This is a genomic window from Nocardioides mesophilus (assembly GCF_014395785.1).
Classification (GTDB): Bacteria; Actinomycetota; Actinomycetes; order Propionibacteriales; family Nocardioidaceae; genus Nocardioides_B; species Nocardioides_B mesophilus.
Map to the genome: position 1 here is coordinate 1,330,195 of NZ_CP060713.1, position 19,046 is coordinate 1,349,240.

Below are 19,046 nucleotides of genomic sequence, written 5' to 3' on the forward strand. Positions count from 1 at the left end.
CGGGCGTGGCGTGGGCGGTGCGCCCTAGCCTGTCGGCATGCGACGCTTCGACGACGAGGACCTCACCGGCGCAGAGTTCCGCGAATGCGACCTGAGTGGAGCTCGGCTGGTCGGCGTGGTGATGCAGGACGCCGAGATCGACGGCCTGGTCACCAATCTCGTGGTCAACGGGGTCGAGGTGATGCCGTACGTCGAGGCGGAGCTCGACCGCCGCCACCCGGTACGGCTGCTGCTCCGCTCCGATGAGCCGGCCGACCTGCGTGAGGCCTGGCGACAACTACGGGACGATTGGGCGACGACCACCGAGCGAGTCCGGTCCATGCCCGAGCACACCGAGCATCACGGCGTCGACGGCGAGTGGTCGATGGTCGAAACCCTGCGCCACCTTGTCTTCGTGCACGACTCTTGGTTCCGACGCTGCGTGCTCGGGCTCACAGAACCGTTCACGGCCATCGGACTCGGTCCACCGTTCATCATGGACCAGAAGGAGAACGGGCTCGACCCGTCCGCCCAACCAGGACTCGACGAGGTGCTCGCCGTGCGCATCCGGCAGGCTTCGGAGATCGAGACATGGCTGGCGGAGGTCACGCCCGATCAGCTCGCACAAACCGCGCCTGTCCCGGACGACGACAGATGGCCCCCGTACGCCAAGGGGCGGACAGTGCGGCAATGCCTCGGCACCGTGCTCAACGAGGAATGGGCCCACCACGGCTTCTGCCAACGCGACCTGGACAAGCTGTCGCGTCAGGAGTCTTCGTGAGGTTCATGAGCGAGACTCTGAGCCTGTGCTGCCGATTTCCTGGCCCTCGCCCGCATGTGGGTACCCCGGGGTTGTCCTCATCGATCCGGACATCCCTGAACTCGTGACGGGTAGGTCACGCCTGGCGGCATGAGTGGAAGCTGGTTCACGACCCACGGGGATGCATACTGCCCCGATGGGTGTCCGTAACTATCTCGTCGAGGGGGTCTCCGGAACGGGCAAGACCTCGGTATGCCGAGAGCTGAACCGGCGTGGCTATCAGGCCATCAACGGCGACAGGGAGCTTGCCTATCAGGGCGATCCCGAGACGGGCGAAGCAACCGACAGTGCCCTGCACCAGCACCACATCTGGGACGTCGGTCGAGTGCGGGCCCTGGTGGTCGACAATCAGGAGCCGGTCACGTTCTTCTGCGGCGGATCCCGCAACTTCTCGAAGTTCATTGACTTGTTCGACGAGGTCTTCGTTCTCGACATAGATCTCGAAACCTTGCACCGGCGACTCGACCGGCGCCCGCAAGACGACTGGGGCTCAAGACCATCCGAGCGCCACCTCATCGTCCGGCTCCACCGGACCAAGGAAGACATCCCGAGTAACGGAGTGGTGATCGACGCGACACAGCCGCTCACAGAGGTAGTCGACAAGATCCTTCGTCATGTGGAGCGGCGATACCTCGGCGACGCCTAACGATTCGGCCGCACGGCCAGAGGCTGTTGCGGACTTCCCTCACCGCGGCAGAAGAGTGCGTTCACCAGCCACGCCCCGACCCCCTGAGCCTCGACCCCTAGGCTCCCAGCCATGTCCACTCCCGACTGGATAGAACACCGCCGCCCCGACGGCGAGCTCCTCGGCTGGATGGTGCCCGACGGCGACGGATTTCACATTATCGACCTGCTAGGACGCCAGCGCACCGAGTCCCCGGCAGACTGGCCCGATGCCGAGGAAGCGCTCGAGACGCTCGGGATCGGCTATCTCGCCAACCGCTACAGCTTGCGGCTCTCGGATGGCGTGGAGCGTCGCGTGCGCATCGGCGAGGTGAACCGATCGGGCATCGTCGTCCTTGCTGATGACTTCGGCAGCGCCTCAGCGGTCGGGGCGAACCCAGAGGTTTTCAATCTCCCCTTTCCTGCGCCGGAGGCGTTGCGGTCACTCGACTGACGACAGACGACCAACGGCCCGCGGGCCACGTCCTTGTCGCCCCATCATCGGCAGTTGCGCGCGGAGAGCGGCAGATCTGGGCGTCCTACCCGTGCGTTCGTATGACAGCTTTGAGGTGAACTGGCCAGGACTCGGCGGGCTAAACCAGCTCATCGGCTGCGGTGTTGAGGCGAGTGATCTCTGCTTGGTCCAGCGTGATGGTTGGCGCTGCCAGGAGCTCTTCGAGCTGCGCACCGGAGGTGGCCGAGGCCAACGGTGCCGTGACGGTCGGTTGGTGCATCAGCCAGGCCAGGGCGATGGTGGCGGACCGGACGTGATGCTCGCGGGCGATCGCGTCGATGGTGTCGAGCAGGCGGAGTCCCTCGGAGGTGAGCAGAGGTCGCACGCCGGCGCCCCTGGCACAGTCCTGGGTGTCGGCCTCGGTGCGGTACTTGCCCGACAGGAATCCGCCACCGAGCGCACGGTAAGGAAGCACCGCCAGACCGGCCTCCCGCGCAAGCGGCGCGATCTCTGCCTCGAACGGCTGCCGATGGACCAGGCTGAAGTGCGGTTGGAGCACTACCGGGGCGGCGAGGCCGTTGCTTCCAGCCGTGTCGATCCACTCACGGACGGCATCGGTGGTGAAGTTCGACAGTCCGATGGCCCGGATCTTGCCGGCCCGGACCAATGCGTCGAAGGCTGCCGCAGTCTCCGCGATCGGCGTCTGGTCGTCCTGGTAGTGGGCAAAGTACAGGTCGATGTAGTCGGTGCCCAGTCTCCTCAGCGACTCCTCGGCCGCGGCGGCCACCGTGGTCGCGGACAGTCCCTCGAAAGCTGGGTGGTTGCCGCCCTTCGTCGACACCACCATCTGGTCGCGGTTGTTCCGGTCGCGCATCCAGTCCCCGAGGATCGCCTCCGATGCTCCGTCGGAGTAGGTGTCGGCGGTGTCGACCAGCACACCTCCGGCGTCTGCGAACGCGTCGAGGATCCGATGGGATGCGTCGGCGTCAGTAGTGCGGCCGAACGTGTTGCCTCCGAGCCCTACGGGCAGAGCAAGGTCGTCACCCCACCGATGCGCCGGTGCGTGGCCGAGGGGGCTGGTCGCGGCTCCGGGTCGGGTCACGAGTGTCTCCTTTGATGCGCTCATAGAGAGGGGATCCAAGCAGACCGCACCGACAGCAGCCGATCTGCGCAGCCGCGCGGCAGATCCGGTATGCCTCAGAGTCGCACTCCGTCTGCGGCATGAGCGCGCGTCAGTGGGTTCAGGACGGAGCCGTGCCCAACTCACGTACGACGTCGAACTGGCCCGCATGGCGGGCGTACTCCGCGAGAACGTGGAAGCAGATCCACTCCAGGGTGGGAGGGTCTTCTGTGAATCTGCCACCGACACGGGCAGGCTCTCCGAGGCCATGGGTGGTGAGAGTCTCTCGGGTGCGCTGGCCCATGTCGCGTAACGAGGTGGCAATGTCTTCCGCCGCCACACCTTCAGCCACTCGCCAAGCAGGGGTGATGCCTGTGGGTCCGGAGTCGACCGATGGATCGTCAACGTTCCAGTCGCCCCAGGGATCAGGCACCTGTTCGCCGAGGAATCCCCAGACGAACCAGCGCTGTTCCATGTGGAGGAGATGGCTCAGCAGTTCGATGGGTGACCACCCGCTGGGCAATCGCGACGCCGCTCGTTCGGCGAGCGGGAGTCCTAGGACACCCTCGATAATGTCCTCTCGCACCCAGTCCAGGTAGTCCGCCCAACGCGCTGCGCCGCCGGGACCGTGCTTGGCTGGTGTCGACGACGCTTGAAAACGAGGCCATAGCGACGGTCGAAAACGAGGCCACCCAGACAGATTGGATGGGTGATCTCTGTGGAGGATTGGGCTCTGATCCGGCGGCTGGTCGCGGAGGGTGTTCCGCAGCGTCAGGTCGCGAAGGATCTCGGGGTGGGGCGAGCGACGGTGGCGCGGGCGTTGGCCTCGGATCGGCCGCCGAAGTACGAGCGGCCGGCGGTGTCGACGTCGTTCACGCCCTTCGAGCCGCACGTGCGGCAGCTGCTGAAGGATCATCCGGGGATGCCGGCCACGGTGGTTGCCGAGCGGGTCGGCTGGACGGGGTCGATCACGTGGTTCCGCGACAACGTCCGTCGGCTGCGGCCTGAGTATCGTCCGGTCGACCCCGCGGGTCGGTTGACGTGGCTGCCGGGTGATGCGGCGCAGTGCGACCTGTGGTTCCCGCCGCGGAAGATCCCGCTCGAGGACGGCAGCAAGGCGCTGCTGCCGGTCATGGTGATCACGTGCGCGCATTCGCGGTTCATCCTCGGACGGATGATCGCGACCCGGCACACCGAGGACCTGCTGCTGGGGATGTGGGAGCTGCTGGGGCAGCTCGGTCGGGTCCCGCGGCGCCTGATCTGGGACAACGAGTCCGGCATCGGCCGCGGCAAGCGGCACGCCGAAGGCGTCGGCGCGTTCACCGGCACCCTGGCCACCACGCTGCAGCGCCTGAAGCCCTATGACCCCGAGTCGAAGGGCATCGTGGAGCGACGCAACGGGTTCTTCGAGACCTCCTTCATGCCCGGGCGTGATTTCACGTCACCGGCGGACTTCAACATCCAGTTCACCGACTGGCTGAGGATCGCGAACGGTCGCGTGGTGCGCACCATCAAGACCAGGCCGGTCGATCTGCTCGACGCCGACAGGGCCGCGATGCTCCCGTTGCCGCCAGTGCCCCCGGCGGTCGGGTGGCTCAACCGGGTCCGGTTGGGACGTGACTACTACGTCCGCGTCGACAGCAACGACTACTCGGTCGACCCGGCGGTGATCGGCCGGTTCGTCGACGTCACCGCGGACCTGTCCAGGGTGCAGGTCCGCCACGAGAGGCGTCTGATCGCCGATCACGACCGGGTCTGGGCGCGTGGCATGACCATCACGGACCCCGCCCACGTTGCATCGGCCCAGGTGCTGCGTGAGGAGTTCCAGCGCCCCCGCCCGGCGGCCGACCCAGATGAGGGGCTGGTGCGGGACCTGGCCGACTACGACCGTGCCTTCGGGCTCATCGACGGCGGTCTCACCGACGGCGGTCTCACCGACGGCGGCCCCGCCGACAGTGCTGACGGTGAGGAGGTGGCGTGATGACCGGTAAGGCGAAGGCCGGCGGGACCCATCACAGCGAGGCACTGAAGCAGGTCACCTACCTGGCGTCGGCGTTGAAGGCACCGCGGATCACCGAGGCAGCCGGCCGACTGGCCGACCACGCTCGTGACGCAGGTTGGACCCACGAGGAGTACCTCGCCGCGGTCCTGGACCGTGAGGTCGCCGCACGCAACGCGTCCGGTGCCCAGCTGCGGATCCGGGCCGCCGGGTTCGGGTCGAGGAAGACCATCGAGGAGTTCGACTGGGACGCCCAACCCGCGGTGCGTCAACAGATCGCCGCACTCGCATCGGGTGGGTTCCTCACCGAAGCCCGCAACGTGGTGCTGCTCGGTCCGCCCGGCACCGGCAAGACCCACCTAGCCACCGGCCTGGGCATCGCCGCCGCGCACCACGGTCACCGGGTGCTGTTCGCGACCGCGACCGAGTGGGTCACCCGACTCACCGACGCCCACCGCGCCGGCCGGCTACCCCAAGAACTCACACGGCTGCGGCGCTACGGCCTGATCATCGTCGACGAGGTCGGCTACCTACCGTTCGAGCAAGACGCCGCGAACCTCTTCTTCCAGCTCGTGTCCAGCCGCTACGAACACGCCTCGCTGATCCTCACATCCAACCTGCCCTTCAGCGGCTGGGGCGGTGTGTTCGGCGACCAGGCCGTCGCCGCGGCCATGATCGACCGCGTCGTCCACCACGCACACGTGCTCACCTTGAAGGGCGCCAGCTACCGGCTACGCAACCGCGGGATCGACACCCTGCCCAGCATCAGAACCCAAGACACGGCAGACTAGAAGACACGAACCGGTGGCCTCGTTTTCGAGCGTCGGATCGGCCTCATTTTCGAGCGTTGCCGACAGCTGGCTCTCGCGGGTTTCGGCTCATACGACGGTCTTCGGTCATGACGCGCAGCGTACGGTCCGCTGTCCGACCGATCGACGAACCACAATGGCCGGACGACGCGGGCCGCTGGTGCACCCATGGATGTCCGCTCGTCGGCATGGCTGCGCCTTCACCATCTGCGGCATTTCCGTGCTGTGCAGATGAACAGGCACGTTGGGCACCCGCGATCGCAGTTCACGCTCAACAGCACAGCGCTAGATGCCAACCTGCCCGTTCACATGCACCATTCGGATCGCCTGTCCTCGGCGTGATCGCGCTTTCACCCACGGCGGCATGATCGAGCGCATCACGGGGGGGGTCTCCTACTTGGCCTTCTCCTTGCGAGAACTCAGTGACGACTTACCGCCAAGTGGCTATCGCTCTGCCGCGGAGACGGTCCCAGAGGCCGGAGAGTGTTGCAGCGCGGCCATGTCGCGCAGACGTGGCTGGTTGTAGATCACGATGCCGTCCCTTCGGTGCACTCCGCGAACGCCCCGCGTCCGGGCGAACATGTCGCGGACGCGATCCAGGTGGTCAACCGGCAACTGCGGAGGCGCCTCGTCAGGCTGAAGGATTCGACCTGCCGGGTACTCGGCTCCATCGCGTGCTACCTCGACGTGGCATCCGAAGAGCCACTCGACCGGATGGCTCGCGCAGAAGTCGGCGAGTCGATCGAGCGTCGCGCCGTACGCGTCCGCATCGGACACATAGATCCGGCCGGGCAGGATGCTGTCGCCGGTGAACAAAATCCGTGTCACCGGGTCGTAGAAGGTGATGGCCGCGCGGTGGTGGCCGGGGCTCGGGATGAGGGTGATTGGCCGGTCACCGAGGTCGTACACCGTGGCTCTGGTCGGCCACTGATCCATGCCGAAGAACACCCGGACCTGCTCCGGGTCGGAGCTGACAACTGTGGTGTTTGGCCGGCCGCGGAACTGGGCGTCGCCCGCGGTGTGGTCCTGATGCCCGTGCGTATGCGTGACTACGAGCTCGTACCCGGCGGGGCGATCCGAGAGGAGCGTGTCGACGGTGGCCCGCAACGGCCACCGTTGCCGGTCCTTGCTGGCCCCGGTGTCGAGCAGCAGGGCGCGTTCCGATCCCAGCAAGAGAGTCAGGAACGGCGCCTCGAAGGACGTCCGCTTGCTCTGACGCAGGATGACTGTGGAGTCGTCATACCAGTGGACCTGGATGAGTGGCTCGTCCACTTCGCCGTGAAGCCAGTCGATCTGCCAGCCGGCTCCGCTCAACTCGGACACTCCTCCAGGCGCAGCGGCCGTGGACGGCCATGGGTGCGGGACGCGCAAAAGCTCGGGCGGAAGTCTCGCAGACTGTTCGGCCGCACGTGCCTGATCACAGCTTCGCCGTGAATCTGGTCCAGCCGTTAGACGACAAGACTGACGCGCAACGCCTGCAAAAGTCCCTTCGGACAGCCTGCCCGTAGAGCGGGGCGAATGATGCGGGTCGCGAGTCGCCGACCGTCCAGTAGCGTTCAGATCGTCCGAACAGCGCCTTTTAGGGAATGCCTGGGTCACGTCATGAAGACGTTGTGCGAGCGTTTGATCGTAGGAGCGTTGCCACGCCGGTGGGCGCGCACGCGAGCGCGGGACCGGAAAACGAACGACATGCCGAGCAGGCAGACAGGCACCCCCTCCTGGGCGCAGACTTATCAGACCACGTTCCCGAGCAGGGCCGCAGCCGACGAGATGGCGGATGCGTTGGCAGTTCGGGGACACCTCCTCGTGGCGATCAGGGAGGCGGACCATTTCCTGCACGATCCGTCGAGTTGGTGGTACGGCAAGCCATCGCTGCGGCCCGATGAGCAAGGCCACTGGGACGTCTTCTCCGTTGCGTCCGGTCCTGTGCCGGACGACGACCTGGAGTGGTGGCAGGCTCAAGAAGACCAGACGGTGCGCCGGCTGGCGGTCCGCCTCGGCGGTCGAGCCGGTGGCAGCGGAGGCGGCAACTTTGACCAGGTGGTCCAATCGTTCGCACGTGACGGTCTGGTACACGAGCTCGACATGGCAACCGCGGCCCCGCGACGCCTGACCGCGCTCAACGAGAGTCCGGCGCGCGCCGGGGAGCGCGAGGCACGCGCCATCGACGACGACCTCCCCGACAGGTCTGGGGAGGCCATCGTCCTCCGGGGCATTTCAAAGGTGGATTGGGGCGCGCTCGTCCACGCATACGGCCCAGCGACCGAGGTACCCGACCTGCTTCGTGGACTCGCAGCCAACGACGACCGGTGGGATGACCTGCACAATGAGTTCGTGGGCGCGGTACTCCACCAAGGCAGCACCTATTCCGCCTCGGCACCTGCCCTCCAGGTGCTCGCCGAGCTGGCCAACGCGCCAGGACTAGCGCCAAAGCGACGGCTGGACCTTCTGTACATCCTGTTCTTGGCCGGATCTTCGTCGGCGCAAGCCGACGCCTACGGCTACGGCGCCGACGATCACGCCACTGAGGTCCAAACGACCGTGATAGGTGCGGTGGACCAACTGCTGATGCTGTGGCCCTCAGTGTCACGAGCGGAGCAACGGTTGCTGCTCCTCCTCGCGGCGCTCGCTGCCAAACCATTGCCCGAATCGGACCTGAATGACCCGGCAAGCCGACTGGCCCTCGCGATGAACCGAGACATGCAGAGCGCCGAGGCGACGCTCCGCGAACTCTCCACCCGCAACGAAGACCTCATCGAACTCGCCGACAGTCCGGCACCACTCCGCTCACGACTGGTCGCCGCCCTCGAGAGGCTGCTCTGGGAGCCGTGACCCCCAGGTTGATGTGGTGATAGCGGCGGAATGTCGGCTCTCCTGACCCTTCCGTGGGTGGTTGAGCGCGCCTGAACGAGCGCACGCCGTTCCCTATCTAGGTTTCTGAGCTGTCTAGGAACAGGAACCACAGAGCGGAGAACGGCGTGCAGAACGCCACCTTATGGCGCGCCCTGCTTGGGGTCGAGAAGACGGTCATCGAGTCGGTCGAGTACGACGAGGACGAGCTGCGGCTCATCGCCCATGTGCGGGCACGTGCCCGGGCACGTGCCCGGTGCGGACGGTGCCAGCGACGGTCGTCGGCCTACGACCGCGGGGAGGGACGACGTCGGTGGCGGGCGCTGGACCTGGGCACGATCCAGGTGTTCCTCGAGGCCGACGCCCCGCGGGTGAACTGTTCGGTGCATGGCCCGACGGTGGCAGCGGTGCCGTGGGCGCGGCACGACGCCGGCCACACCCTCGCCTTCGACGAGCAGGTCGCCTGGTTGGCCACGCAGTGCTCCAAGACCGCGATCACCGAGCTGATGCGCATCGCCTGGCGCACCGTCGGGGCGATCATCACCCGGGTCTGGGCGGACGTGGAGGCCGTGCACGACCGGTTCGCCGGGCTGCGACGGATCGGGATCGACGAGATCTCCTACAAGCGAGGGCAGAAGTACCTCACCGTGGTGGTCGACCACGACTCCGGTCGGCTGGTGTGGGCTGCACCCGGCCGGGAGAAGGCAACCCTGGAGCAGTTCTTCGACGCCCTCGGCGAGGAACGCTGCGCCCAGATCACCCACGTCAGTGCCGACGGCGCGGACTGGATCAGCGCCGTGGTCGCCAACCGGTGTCCGAACGCGGTGCGGTGCGCGGACCCCTTCCACATCGTCAAGTGGGCCACCGAGGCCCTCGACGACGTCCGCCGTCAAGCATGGAACGCCGCCCGCAGCCGACCAGGCGGCCGCGCCGACCGGATCCGATGGTCACGTGGACGCATCCGTCAAGACGCCGCCGGCGCCGCGAAGGCCCTCAAGCACGCCCGCTTCGCGTTATGGAAGAACCCCGAGAACCTCACCACCCGACAGGCCGCGAAGCTGGCCTGGATCGCCAAGACCGACCCCACGCTGCACAGGGCCTACCTACTCAAGGAAGGACTCCGGCTCGTCTTCCAGCTCGGCTACGACGAAGCCGCCAAGGCCCTCCAGGCCTGGATCGGCTGGGCGCGTCGCTGCCGCATCCCGACCTTTGTCGACCTCCAACGCCGCATCGTCAAACATAGGCCCTCGATCCTCGCCGCGATCGAGCACGGCCTGTCCAACGGACGCATCGAGTCGGTCAACACCAAGATCCGCCTGATCACCAGGGTCGCGTTCGGATTCAAGTCACCAGACGCCCTCATCGCCCTGGCCATGCTCAACCTCGGCGGCCACCGACCCGCACTCCCCGGCCGGAAATGACCCACGGATCAGTCAGGAGAGCCGGAATGTCGCACTCATTGCGGGCGGATTCGTCCGTTGACATGTCGACACATGGGATGACACGCGACCTACTGACCTAACTGCCCTACTGGCCGACTCGGCCGTCGATGCACTCGCGCAGCAGGTCGGCGTGCCCGCAGTGCCGGGCGTACTCCTCGATCCGGTGGACCCACAACTCACGCACAGCGACACCACGATCGCCGATCCGCTCAGCCAGGTCCGGACGCTCAGCCAACGCTCGGTCAGTAGCGCCTGACTCCAGCATGTGTGTGCAGGCGAACCTGAGGATGTTGGGGGCGGGGTCGACGCTTCGTGCTCTCAGCAACCCCGAGCGCCCTCTACGAATCACCCAAAACACTGATTGCGGATCGGAGGTGAGCTCGCTGACCACTGCCACCGCGTGAAAGTGCCTACTCCGAAGCGGAGCCGCGCCACCGCCAGCAGGACCAAGCAAGACACAGGACGAGCACGATGAAGGCCATCGGCGCGGCGACTTCCAGAGCCGCGCTACCGGCCAACAGGAGGACGGCCCGCAGCCCGCTCAGCAGCGCGACGACCGCGGAAACCGCTCGCAGCCACGTGGTGTTCACTGCGACGGTCACCGCTCCACTGAAGACCGCGATGGCGACGAACAGTGCGACGTCGGTCAGATCAGAGGCAAGAGCCAGTGACCTGACCGTGCCGTCCCCGGCTGATCCCGCCACCTGCGAAAGCAGGAGCGGCGGTACGGCGGTCAGCACGGCCGTGCCGGCGACCGCAGCCCCACTGACAAGCACCCACGGGGCAGCACCGACCCAGTCGCTGTGCTGAAGCCCGCGTACAAAGCCAAGCAAGGCAACAGCCGCGGTCAGCCCGATGACCTGCGCGGTCACGATGACCCCGCTGTGGTCCTGGTAAAAATCGCGAACGAAGGCGACCCCATCCTGCTCACCCGGCACCGACACCATGCCCGCGCTAACCAGGAGGAGTAGAACGAAGGCGATCCCCCAGTACGCCGCGGACCGCCCCGACTTCGCCCGCGCCACATCGCTCCGAGGTCGAGCCGGATGCCCCATGTCGACTCCCTCGTGCTCCGATGACATCAGGCAGGACTGCGTGACGCACTGATGCCCTCGGAATCGCCACATGTCGAGCCGACAGCTCACGGTACATCCGGCGGCAAAGCGTTTTCGCGCCTCTACGTACGCTCATGCAGTGCGTACGTCTCGGCCACGTGCATACGTCTCGGCCCTGAGCGCCATCACGCCGCAATCATGAAGGGTGCCCACTCCTCCCACTGATTCGAATTCACGTTCGAAAACTGTCGGTGCTCGGTGAGATGGTCTTTCCATGTCAGTCCACGCGCTCCACGAGCCCGAGCTCACCGGTTGGGTGGGCGAGGCGCGCGAGGCGACCATCGCTGCGGCCGGAGTGCCGCTGGGCCGTGTGGGCGACGACGAGCTGGCCGCCGCCCTGCACGACGTCGTGCAGCTCGAGTCCCGGCTGCGCGCATTCCGCCTCTCCCTGCTGCACGAGGCGGACTGCCGCAAGCTGGCCGAGGAGACTGCCGCCTCCGGCACCGCCGCCTGGGCCGCGAAGCTCACCGGCACGACCCGCGGCGTGATGTCCGGCGGCCTGTGGCTGGTCCGGGTGCTCAACGAGCGCTACAACCTGACCCGCGACGCCTTCGCCGCCGGCAGCATCAACGAGAAGCAGGTCCGGGTGATCGTCAACGCCGCCGAGGACATGCCCGAGGGAGTCAGCCAGGAGGACCGCGAGGCGGCCGAGGCCGGTCTGGTCGAGCTCGCCGTCGACGGGACCAACGCTCGGGCCCTCCGACAGCGCGCCCGCCGGATGCTGGACCGGATCTCGCGAGAGCTGGCCGACAAGCAGGAGTCCGGCATGCTCGAGAAGGAAGAGGAGCGGGCCGAGGGCGAGACCTGGCTGACGCTCAGCGACCGCGGGGACGGCACGTTCGTCGGCAAGTTCGTCATCCCCGAGCTGCAGGGCCGGATGCTGCAGAACTTCCTGGAGCGGCTCACCTCCCCACGACGACTCAGCCGCAACAAGGCCGGCGAGGAGATCGAGGACGACTCGGTCGGCGGCACCTTCAACGGGCTCAACTGGTCCGAGACCCTCGGCATGGGCTTCCTCGAGCTGATCGAGCACCTCCCCGAGGACGGCTGGTCAGGCGTCAACGCCAGTCTGGTGGTCACCATCGACCTGCAGCACCTGCGAGACGGGCTGGCCGCCGCGCACCTCGACACCGGCGTCTCCGTGTCAGCCGGCCAGGCCCGCCGCCTCGCCTGCGAGGCCGGGCTGATCCCGGCGGTCCTGGGCGGACGCTCCGAAGTCCTCGACCTCGGTCGCAGCATGCGGCTGGCCAACCTCGCGATCCGCCGAGCGATCCACCTGATCTACGACACCTGCGCCGCCGAGGGCTGCGACCGTCCCGTCGCCTGGTCCGAGATCCACCACCTGGAGCCGTGGAGCGAGGGCGGCGTCACCAGCCTCGAGAACTCGGTCCCTCTGTGCGGCCACCACCACCGACGAGCCCACGACTGCTGCTACGAACTGATCCGCCTGGACACCGGCGAGCTCCGGTTCCGCTATCGCCGGCGACCAAGATCATCACCCCCGACCTAGCTCCCCGCCGACGTAGCTCAGCCCGAGGTGGCTCCATCCCGTACGTAGCTCAGCCCGAGGTGGGTTCATCCCGACGTCGCTCCACGCCGACGGTGGGCAGCCACCACCACCACCCGCTTCAGCGCTGGGCGGACCGTGCCGTATCGCAAAGGTCTGGACCGGGGTGTGGAACACAATCCGGATGGGAATCCTGAAAGGCACAGGTCAGACACAGCCCGGAGCGAGCGTGACCCGCTCCGGGAACGGGGGCCAACACCGGAGGAAACATGCTGCGGCCCCTCGACGCCAGCCCCGCGCTGCACCCCCACGCCAGCCCCGTCGACACCCTCGACACAGCGGCGGAGACCGACACCACCCTTGCCCAGCTGGTACGTCGCTCGCTCACCGATCTCGCCCGGCACAGCAGCGGCTACGCCCGGCTCTTCGCCGAGCGGGCCGGCGTCCGGCTGGCCTACCACGTTCAGGCCGGACAGATCGACCAGCTGAGCGACGAGGGCCGCGAAGCCCTCCGCTCGGTGTACCTCGCGATGCAGGTCGCCCTCACGATCGAGCCGGGCCTCAACACCAACGAGCTGCGCAAGCACCTCGTCAAGCGCAACGCCCCCACCCCGCACTGACCGGCGGGATTACAAGAAGAACCCCCGCGAGCAGGCTCGCGGGAGTCTTCACGTGACGCGGTGCGCCAAGGATCAGGTGGTCTGGTTCCGGCGGCGGGAGTACAGCAGGGTCGCGCCGCCACCGACGAGCAGCAGCGCACCGGCGCCACCGATCAGGAGGCTGGACTGGCCCGCGCCGGTGTCCGGGAGGCCGAGACCGTTCTCGTCGATGTCGTCGCCGCCGACGCCGGCGACCGCGTCACCGACGACCACGACGGACTCGCCGACGCGGTTGCCGGCCTCGTCGAGACCGACCAGCGTGTAGTAGGCCTCCACGCCGAGGATCACGGTGAACTCGGCGGTGCCGGCAGCAGTGGTCGCCTTAGTCAACGACGTCGTCTGGACCCCGTCGATCGTGATGGAGCCGGCAGGCACGCCGTCCGGCGGGGTGATCGTCAGCGTCGCTTCGTCGCTGCCCTCACCGGCGTTGACGATCACCTGGAACGGCTGACCGGGAGCAGGGTTGGTGTCGCTGACGGCGACCCCTTCGTCGTCACCCTCGTAGGCCATCGCCGCACCAGGTGCGGCCAGGATCAGGGTGCAGACAGCAAGAAGGGTGCCGAACGCGCGTCGCAGAGTCATGAAGAAGAATCCCCCGGGAGGATAGAGAACGGGTGCCCCAACACCATAGCGGCTATTACGGACACACCAGACTCGTGTTGCGGAACCGATTCTTGGCCGGTCCAGGAGTGCTCCGGACCCTCACCTCGCCGGAAAGCGCCCGCGGCACCGCCATCCGGTAGTGCAGCGTGACCGACTTCCCCGGGTCGAGCGTGAACGTGCGCGCCGCGACGTAGAGCCCCTCGTGGAAGTGCGTGGTCACCGGCGTCGCCTGGTCGCTGGCGCGGACCCCGGTGATCACCGCACCGGTCGGTGCGTAGATCAGCAGGTCTGAGCGGATGTCACCGACGTCGACCGCGTTGCCGCCGCCGGTCAGGTAGTCCGGCAGCCGGTCCGCGTCACGCGGCACGTTCGAGGCCAGGGTGACCGCCACGTCCAACGTGCGCGGACCGTCGTCGACCGCGCAGCGGAGCTCCCGCACCGTGACGTCCATGTCCTCGTAGTAGGCGATCTTGGCGGCGCTGCGGTCGTGCAGGTAGACCCCGACGACCGGTGCGCCCTTCCGGTCGCCGCGCAGGATTCCGCTCACGGCCGTCTCCGCGATGGTCGTCTGTTCCCGGGCGTTCGCCGACCAGACCAGCACCCGGCCCTCCTTCGCGGCGGCGGCAAGGGCGTCGGCGGCGGCGGGTACGTCGATGCCGCCGGAGGTGACCTTGCCGAAGATCGCCGCCGCGGCCACCGCGAAGAACCGGTCCTGGGCCTGCGGGTCCTCGATCTCGCGGTAGACGGTGTTGAGCAGCGTGCGCGCGGTGTTCTCGGCGGTCAGCCGCACCCCGCCGGGGAGGGTGACCGGACCAGTCGCCCGGAGCAGCCCCTGCAGCGCCACCGGATCGATCGCCAGCACCCCGTCGATGCCCCGCCGGCCGGTCCCCTGCCGCCACATCGCCCGGGCCAGGTGGGCGGCCCGCGGGAAGTCCGGGGTCGCCGTCACGTTCTGCATGTAGCGCCCCAGCTGGGTCCCGTAGAGCGCCACCTCCGCTCGGGTCAGCGGCAGCACCGGTTCGGTGCTGCCGAAGGAGCTGGCCGGCCGCTGCTCCAGCAGCCGGATCCGGCCGTCGTCGGCGCGCAGCTTGATCACCGCGCCCGGGATGCCGCCGAGGGCGCGCGGCTCGGCGTTGTTCTGCACCAGCACCAGGTAGTCGCGGGGGCCCTCGGCGCCGAGCATCGGGGGCAGCAGCTGCGCGGCGTGCGCGACGGCCGCGGTGAGCCCCTGCAGGTCCTCGACCTTGCCGCTCAGGTCGCTCACCGGCTGCCGCAGCCCGTCGACGAGGCCCGCCGTGTCGAGGTCCGCGAGCCGGTCCGCCGCCGAGCTCACCGACGCCTCGGCGTCGACCAGGTGCGGCGCCGCCCGGGCGAGCGGGGTCAGCTCGATCCGACCCCGGGTCGGCTTCAGGTCCGCCAGGTCCACGACCTGGCGGGCGGCCACCACGTCGGCGAAGGCGTTGCGGGCGAGGTCGTCCACGACCACGGTCACCACCCGGACCGCGTCCACGTCGTCGCCGATGCCCGGAACCGCGGAGAGCAGGGCCCACTGCGGCCCGTCCAGCGCCTCCCGCGCGGCGCCGGTGTCCTCCTGCAGCGCGCTGGTGCCGGCGGCCAGCTCGGCCTCGTCGCCGTCGAGCAGCAGCTCCCGCAGCTCGGGCATCTGCGCGGCGGCCGAGGTGAGGTGCCGGTACGCCGAGAACGCCTGCCAGCCGGTCACCACCAGCAGCAGCAGGAGCAGCAGCGCGAGCAGGACGAGCACCTGCCGGGGCACCGAACGCCCGATCCCGCGGTGCCCCGCTCTCCCCGCGCGCTGCGCCACCCGTCCCCCTGCCCTGCGCCCCGAGGGGCTCGCGTTCTCGCCGGTCCGCACGCCACCGTATCGCCCACTCCACGGCCGGCCCCACGCCCAGCCGGCGGTCGCTGGCCGCGGAGACGAGGGTGGACGCGCTCAGCGGGGCTGCAGCGCGGTCGCCATCCGCGACACCGCCTCGGTGAGGATCTCCGGGGTGGTGGCCAGGTTGAGCCGCACGTGCCCGAAGCCGCCGGTGCCGAAGGTCGGCCCCGAGTTCAGCGCCACCCGCCCCCGCTCCAGGAACACCTCGGCCGGATCGGCGTCGAGCTCGAGCCGGCGGCAGTCCAACCAGGCCAGGTAGGTGCCCTGCGGCGGCCGGTAGCCGATCTCCGGCAGCCGCTCGGCGAGCAGGTCCGCGAGCAACCGCCGGTTCTCGTCGAGGTCGACCAGCAGCGCGTCGAGCCAGCCCCGGCCCTCGCGCAGCGCCGCGGTGTGCGCGATCGCCCCGAGGTGGCTGGCGCCGTGCGTGGCCTCCTCCGGCACGCGGCGCAGGTCGCACACCGCGTCCGGGCCGGCCACCGCGACCGCCGACTTCAGGCCGGCCAGGTTCCACGCCTTCGAGGCGGAGACCAGCACGAGGGCGCGGCCGGAGCCGGGCAGCGACAGGAACGGGTGGAACCGCTCGCCGAGGTGGACCAGCGGCGCATGGATCTCGTCGACGACGACCCGGACGCCGTACTCCTCGGCGAGGGCGATCACCGCGGTCAGCTCCTCGCGGGTGTGGACGGTGCCGGTGGGGTTGTGCGGGCTGCAGAGCAGGTACGCCGCGCGGCCGGTGCGCAGCCGGCTGGCCCGGAAGGCGTCCTCGAGCTCGACGAGGTCGATCCGGTGGTCGGCGCCGAGCGGCGCCTCCACCACCCGCCGGTCCAGGTGCTCGATGAAGTCGTAGAACGGCGGATAGACCGGGGAGTTCACGATCACCGGGTCGCCCGGACCCGTCAGCACCTTGAGCAGCTCGACGATGCCCAGCATCACGTCCGGCAGCGACATCGACGCGTCGGCGTCGAAGCACCAGCCCCAGCGGTCCCGGGCGAAGTCGGCGTAGGCCTCGGCGTACCCGGTGCCGGCGGAGTAGCCGGTGTCGCCGCGCTCCAGCGCCGCCTGCAGCGCGGCCCGGACCGGCTCGGCGAGCGGGGCGTCCATCTCGGCCACCCACAGCGGCAGCACGTCGTCGGGGAAGGCCCGCCACTTGATGCTGGTGCGCTCGCGCAGCTCCTCGAGCCGGAGCGCGCGCAGCGGCCGCACCGGGGTCGCGCCGTCTACCAGGCTCATGCCGCCACTTCCTCGCCTCTGGGCCTTCGTCTCCATGCGTTCGTCTCTTCGTACCCAACTTCGGGCATTCGGCTCATCCTGGTCAGCACCCGGATGGCCGCGGTCCGTGGCCGGTCGCCCGGATGGATGGACGACGCTGCGGATCGCTGCCGGATGCCTCCGGAACCCGCGCTTCAGGCTCGGATTATCGCCCTGGTTGAGTGTTGCTGTCATTGAAAGTTGTTGCAACACACCGAGACTTGTGCGTTCCGGCAACGATGCTGGGTCGGTGAAGCTGGCCGAACCGTCCTGGTTGTTGCGCGCGACGCGCGTGAACGCAACCGACTCCCGGTGGCGGACGGCCTCCGTCTTCGCGCAGGGAACCGACGACGTGCCAGCGGTCAACCGGTCCCAGGTGACCCGGTGGGAGCGCGGCGAGATCGCGCCGACGTACGCCGTGGTCCGCCGCTACGAGATCATCTGCGGGCTCCCCGAGGGTCACCTCGCCACCGCCTTCGACCTCGTGCACCGGCACGCGCACCCGGTCGCGGCGGCACCCGCGCTGCGCCGGCCGATGCCCCAGGACCCCGGGGCGGTGGCCGACCATCTGGTGGGCCGCGCCCTCGACGGCGGCCCGGTCACCGGCCTGGAGTGGGACCAGCTCTCCGCGATGCTCGGCGAGACCCCGATGGCCTTCATGCTCGGTCGCGACTGGCAGCAGCTGGTGCGCCGCGGCCTGCGGGAGATGGACGTCAGCGTCCGGCTCGGCTACTGCCAGCGCTCCGAGGCGATGAGCCGGATCGCCGGCCATCCCCGGGCGAGCGGGCACGTGGTCGACCTGACCCGGGCGATCCTCAACGACCCGGATGCACAGGTCTACAGCGAGGCGGCGTCGCTGCTGCGCTACGTCGACCACCCGGACGCCCACCGGTTGCTGTACGACGTCATCGCCGACCCGGTCGGTCCGCATGCGCTGCGAGCCGCGCTCTACGCCGCGGCCACGATGGTGCGGGACCGCCGCACGCCCCACCCCGTCGCGGTCGACCTGGTCCGGCAGGCGCTCGACATCGCGCGGGACGTCGAGCACCCCTACCGCGTCCGGCGCAGCGCCGCCGACGTGCTGCTCGCCCTGCGACCGGCCACCCGGACCTCGATCGCCGAGGAGTTCCGGCGCCGGCCCGAGGATCTCGCGCTCGCCTCGATCATCTCCGGCGACGGGCCTCGGCCGCGCTCGCAGGGGCGCGCGCTGCGCGGCCGGATCGTGGAGCAGGTGCAGGACCAGGTCGACGGCTCGCTGCACGACCAGCCGCAGCTGCTCCGGCTGCTCACCTACATCACCGTGGAGAGCAACGACGAGCTGCGCAGCTTCGCGCTGAACCTGCTGATGCTGCTGCCGTTCGGGCCGGCGGTCGGCCACGCCTACCTCACCGAGCTGCGCTCGTGCGTCGAGCACGGCGACATGTTCGGCATCCACGAGGCGCTCGGGGTGCTGATCGCGCTCGCCCCCGGCGAGGACCTCTCGCTCGTGACCGACCTCGCGGTCCGGGCGGTCCCGGTCCCGGCCGACGTGGACCAGGTCGCGGTGGAGGCCTGCTGGGCGCTGGGCAACGCGCCGGTCGTGACCTTGTCCGCCGACCCGGACGATCGGATCGCCGAGGCCGTCCGGCAGAGCTGGCAGCAGAAGACCGCCATCTGCCCCGACCTGGTGGGTGCCTGGGCCTACGTGCTCGGCATGCGCGGGCGGCGCGACCTCCTGGAGTCGCTGGTCCCGCCCGCGGGCGTCGCCACCGGGGCGGTCTGGGACAACGCCCGGCGCTGGTGGCTCGACGCGCCAGCCCACGCGCTCGGCAGCCGGAGCTGCTGAGCGGAGGTCCGCCCGCGACCCGGAGCGTTAACGCCCGGACACGGCCAGGCCGAGCA

The 19,046-nt window shown here is 68.9% G+C and carries 17 protein-coding genes and 1 pseudogene; 10 read left to right on the forward strand and 8 right to left on the reverse strand.

Annotation, left to right across the window (positions count from 1 at the left end; genetic code table 11):
- Positions 1-37 precede the first annotated feature (37 nt).
- The 3 genes from H9L09_RS06350 to H9L09_RS06360 all read left to right on the forward strand — a co-directional run bounded on the left by H9L09_RS06350 (position 38) and on the right by H9L09_RS06360 (position 1,916).
- On the forward strand, positions 38-760 hold the full coding sequence (locus H9L09_RS06350; RefSeq protein ID WP_187579843.1) for a DinB family protein: 723 nt from the start codon (positions 38-40) through the stop codon (positions 758-760).
- Positions 761-935: 175 nt separating this feature from the next.
- Positions 936-1,445 carry an AAA family ATPase gene (locus tag H9L09_RS06355; protein WP_187579844.1) on the forward strand — a complete coding sequence of 170 codons (510 nt, stop codon included), beginning with the start codon at positions 936-938 and terminating at the stop codon, positions 1,443-1,445.
- Positions 1,446-1,556: 111 nt separating this feature from the next.
- Complete coding sequence (locus H9L09_RS06360; protein WP_187579845.1) at positions 1,557-1,916, forward strand: hypothetical protein; 360 nt, start codon at positions 1,557-1,559, stop codon at positions 1,914-1,916.
- 139 nt (positions 1,917-2,055) lie between these two features.
- On the opposite strand, the gene H9L09_RS06365 is transcribed toward H9L09_RS06360, so the two are convergent.
- Both H9L09_RS06365 and H9L09_RS06370 read right to left on the reverse strand, forming a co-directional pair.
- Positions 2,056-3,207, reverse strand: a complete 1,152-nt coding sequence (locus H9L09_RS06365; RefSeq protein WP_343065201.1) for an aldo/keto reductase — start codon at positions 3,205-3,207, stop codon at positions 2,056-2,058.
- Positions 3,158-3,622, reverse strand: a complete 465-nt coding sequence (locus H9L09_RS06370; protein ID WP_246456322.1) for a mycothiol transferase — start codon at positions 3,620-3,622, stop codon at positions 3,158-3,160. Before H9L09_RS06370 ends, H9L09_RS06365 begins: the two co-directional genes overlap by 50 nt.
- 123 nt (positions 3,623-3,745) lie before the next feature.
- On the opposite strand from H9L09_RS06370, the gene istA reads away from it, so the two are divergent.
- On the forward strand, positions 3,746-5,017 hold the full coding sequence (gene istA, locus H9L09_RS06375; RefSeq protein ID WP_187579846.1) for an IS21 family transposase: 1,272 nt from the start codon (positions 3,746-3,748) through the stop codon (positions 5,015-5,017).
- A complete protein-coding gene (istB, locus tag H9L09_RS06380) occupies positions 5,017-5,826 on the forward strand; it encodes an IS21-like element helper ATPase IstB (protein WP_187576998.1) in 810 nt (269 codons plus the stop codon). The genes istA and istB overlap by 1 nt, the downstream gene beginning before the upstream one ends.
- Positions 5,827-6,288: 462 nt before the next feature.
- Here the strand turns inward: istB and H9L09_RS06385 are convergent, their stop codons facing one another.
- Positions 6,289-7,158, reverse strand: coding sequence for an MBL fold metallo-hydrolase (locus H9L09_RS06385; protein ID WP_187579847.1), 870 nt, complete (start codon positions 7,156-7,158; stop codon positions 6,289-6,291).
- Between the two features lie 375 nt (positions 7,159-7,533).
- Between H9L09_RS06385 and H9L09_RS06390 the strand changes: the two genes are divergently transcribed.
- Both H9L09_RS06390 and H9L09_RS06395 read left to right on the forward strand, forming a co-directional pair.
- Positions 7,534-8,676 (forward strand): hypothetical protein, encoded by a 1,143-nt coding sequence (locus tag H9L09_RS06390; protein WP_187579848.1) that lies wholly within the window; start codon positions 7,534-7,536, stop codon positions 8,674-8,676.
- Between the two features lie 146 nt (positions 8,677-8,822).
- Positions 8,823-10,115, forward strand: coding sequence for an ISL3 family transposase (locus tag H9L09_RS06395; RefSeq protein WP_187577008.1), 1,293 nt, complete (start codon positions 8,823-8,825; stop codon positions 10,113-10,115).
- 106 nt (positions 10,116-10,221) lie between these two features.
- Here H9L09_RS06395 and H9L09_RS21560 read toward each other — a convergent pair.
- Both H9L09_RS21560 and H9L09_RS06405 read right to left on the reverse strand, forming a co-directional pair.
- Positions 10,222-10,395 (reverse strand): annotated as a pseudogene (locus H9L09_RS21560) (mycothiol transferase); the annotation flags it as partial.
- Between the two features lie 151 nt (positions 10,396-10,546).
- A complete protein-coding gene (locus H9L09_RS06405; protein WP_187579849.1) occupies positions 10,547-11,083 on the reverse strand; it encodes a hypothetical protein in 537 nt (178 codons plus the stop codon).
- Positions 11,084-11,465: 382 nt separating this feature from the next.
- Between H9L09_RS06405 and H9L09_RS06410 the strand changes: the two genes are divergently transcribed.
- Both H9L09_RS06410 and H9L09_RS06415 read left to right on the forward strand, forming a co-directional pair.
- Positions 11,466-12,761, forward strand: coding sequence for an HNH endonuclease signature motif containing protein (locus tag H9L09_RS06410; RefSeq protein WP_187579850.1), 1,296 nt, complete (start codon positions 11,466-11,468; stop codon positions 12,759-12,761).
- A gap of 266 nt (positions 12,762-13,027) precedes the next feature.
- The gene (locus H9L09_RS06415; RefSeq protein WP_187579851.1) at positions 13,028-13,378 is read left to right on the forward strand and encodes a hypothetical protein; all 351 of its coding nucleotides are present in this window, start codon (positions 13,028-13,030) and stop codon (positions 13,376-13,378) included.
- A 72-nt stretch (positions 13,379-13,450) separates the two neighbouring features.
- On the opposite strand, the gene H9L09_RS06420 is transcribed toward H9L09_RS06415, so the two are convergent.
- The 3 genes from H9L09_RS06420 to H9L09_RS06430 all read right to left on the reverse strand — a co-directional run bounded on the left by H9L09_RS06420 (position 13,451) and on the right by H9L09_RS06430 (position 17,147).
- Positions 13,451-13,999: an LPXTG cell wall anchor domain-containing protein gene (locus tag H9L09_RS06420; protein WP_187579852.1), complete on the reverse strand. Its 549-nt coding sequence runs from the start codon at positions 13,997-13,999 to the stop codon at positions 13,451-13,453.
- 55 nt (positions 14,000-14,054) lie between these two features.
- Positions 14,055-15,794, reverse strand: coding sequence for a DUF4012 domain-containing protein (locus H9L09_RS06425; protein WP_187579853.1), 1,740 nt, complete (start codon positions 15,792-15,794; stop codon positions 14,055-14,057).
- Positions 15,795-15,971: 177 nt separating this feature from the next.
- Positions 15,972-17,147, reverse strand: coding sequence for a MalY/PatB family protein (locus H9L09_RS06430; protein WP_187579854.1), 1,176 nt, complete (start codon positions 17,145-17,147; stop codon positions 15,972-15,974).
- A 268-nt stretch (positions 17,148-17,415) separates the two neighbouring features.
- Between H9L09_RS06430 and H9L09_RS06435 the strand changes: the two genes are divergently transcribed.
- On the forward strand, positions 17,416-18,990 hold the full coding sequence (locus H9L09_RS06435; RefSeq protein WP_187579855.1) for a hypothetical protein: 1,575 nt from the start codon (positions 17,416-17,418) through the stop codon (positions 18,988-18,990).
- Positions 18,991-19,046 lie beyond the last annotated feature (56 nt).

Excerpts from the sequence above, each read along its gene's own strand:
- H9L09_RS06350 (WP_187579843.1), top strand. The coding sequence starts at position 38 with ATGCGACGCTTCGACGACGAGGACCTCACCGGCGCAGAGTTCCGCGAA.
- H9L09_RS06355 (WP_187579844.1), top strand. The coding sequence starts at position 936 with ATGGGTGTCCGTAACTATCTCGTCGAGGGGGTCTCCGGAACGGGCAAG.
- H9L09_RS06360 (WP_187579845.1), top strand. The coding sequence starts at position 1,557 with ATGTCCACTCCCGACTGGATAGAACACCGCCGCCCCGACGGCGAGCTC.
- H9L09_RS06365 (WP_343065201.1), bottom strand. The coding sequence starts at position 3,207 with ATGCGGGCCAGTTCGACGTCGTACGTGAGTTGGGCACGGCTCCGTCCT.
- istB (WP_187576998.1), top strand. The coding sequence starts at position 5,017 with ATGACCGGTAAGGCGAAGGCCGGCGGGACCCATCACAGCGAGGCACTG.
- H9L09_RS06390 (WP_187579848.1), top strand. The coding sequence starts at position 7,534 with ATGCCGAGCAGGCAGACAGGCACCCCCTCCTGGGCGCAGACTTATCAG.
- H9L09_RS06405 (WP_187579849.1), bottom strand. The coding sequence starts at position 11,083 with ATGGTGTCGGTGCCGGGTGAGCAGGATGGGGTCGCCTTCGTTCGCGAT.
- H9L09_RS06410 (WP_187579850.1), top strand. The coding sequence starts at position 11,466 with ATGTCAGTCCACGCGCTCCACGAGCCCGAGCTCACCGGTTGGGTGGGC.
- H9L09_RS06415 (WP_187579851.1), top strand. The coding sequence starts at position 13,028 with ATGCTGCGGCCCCTCGACGCCAGCCCCGCGCTGCACCCCCACGCCAGC.
- H9L09_RS06420 (WP_187579852.1), bottom strand. The coding sequence starts at position 13,999 with ATGACTCTGCGACGCGCGTTCGGCACCCTTCTTGCTGTCTGCACCCTG.
- H9L09_RS06430 (WP_187579854.1), bottom strand. The coding sequence starts at position 17,147 with ATGAGCCTGGTAGACGGCGCGACCCCGGTGCGGCCGCTGCGCGCGCTC.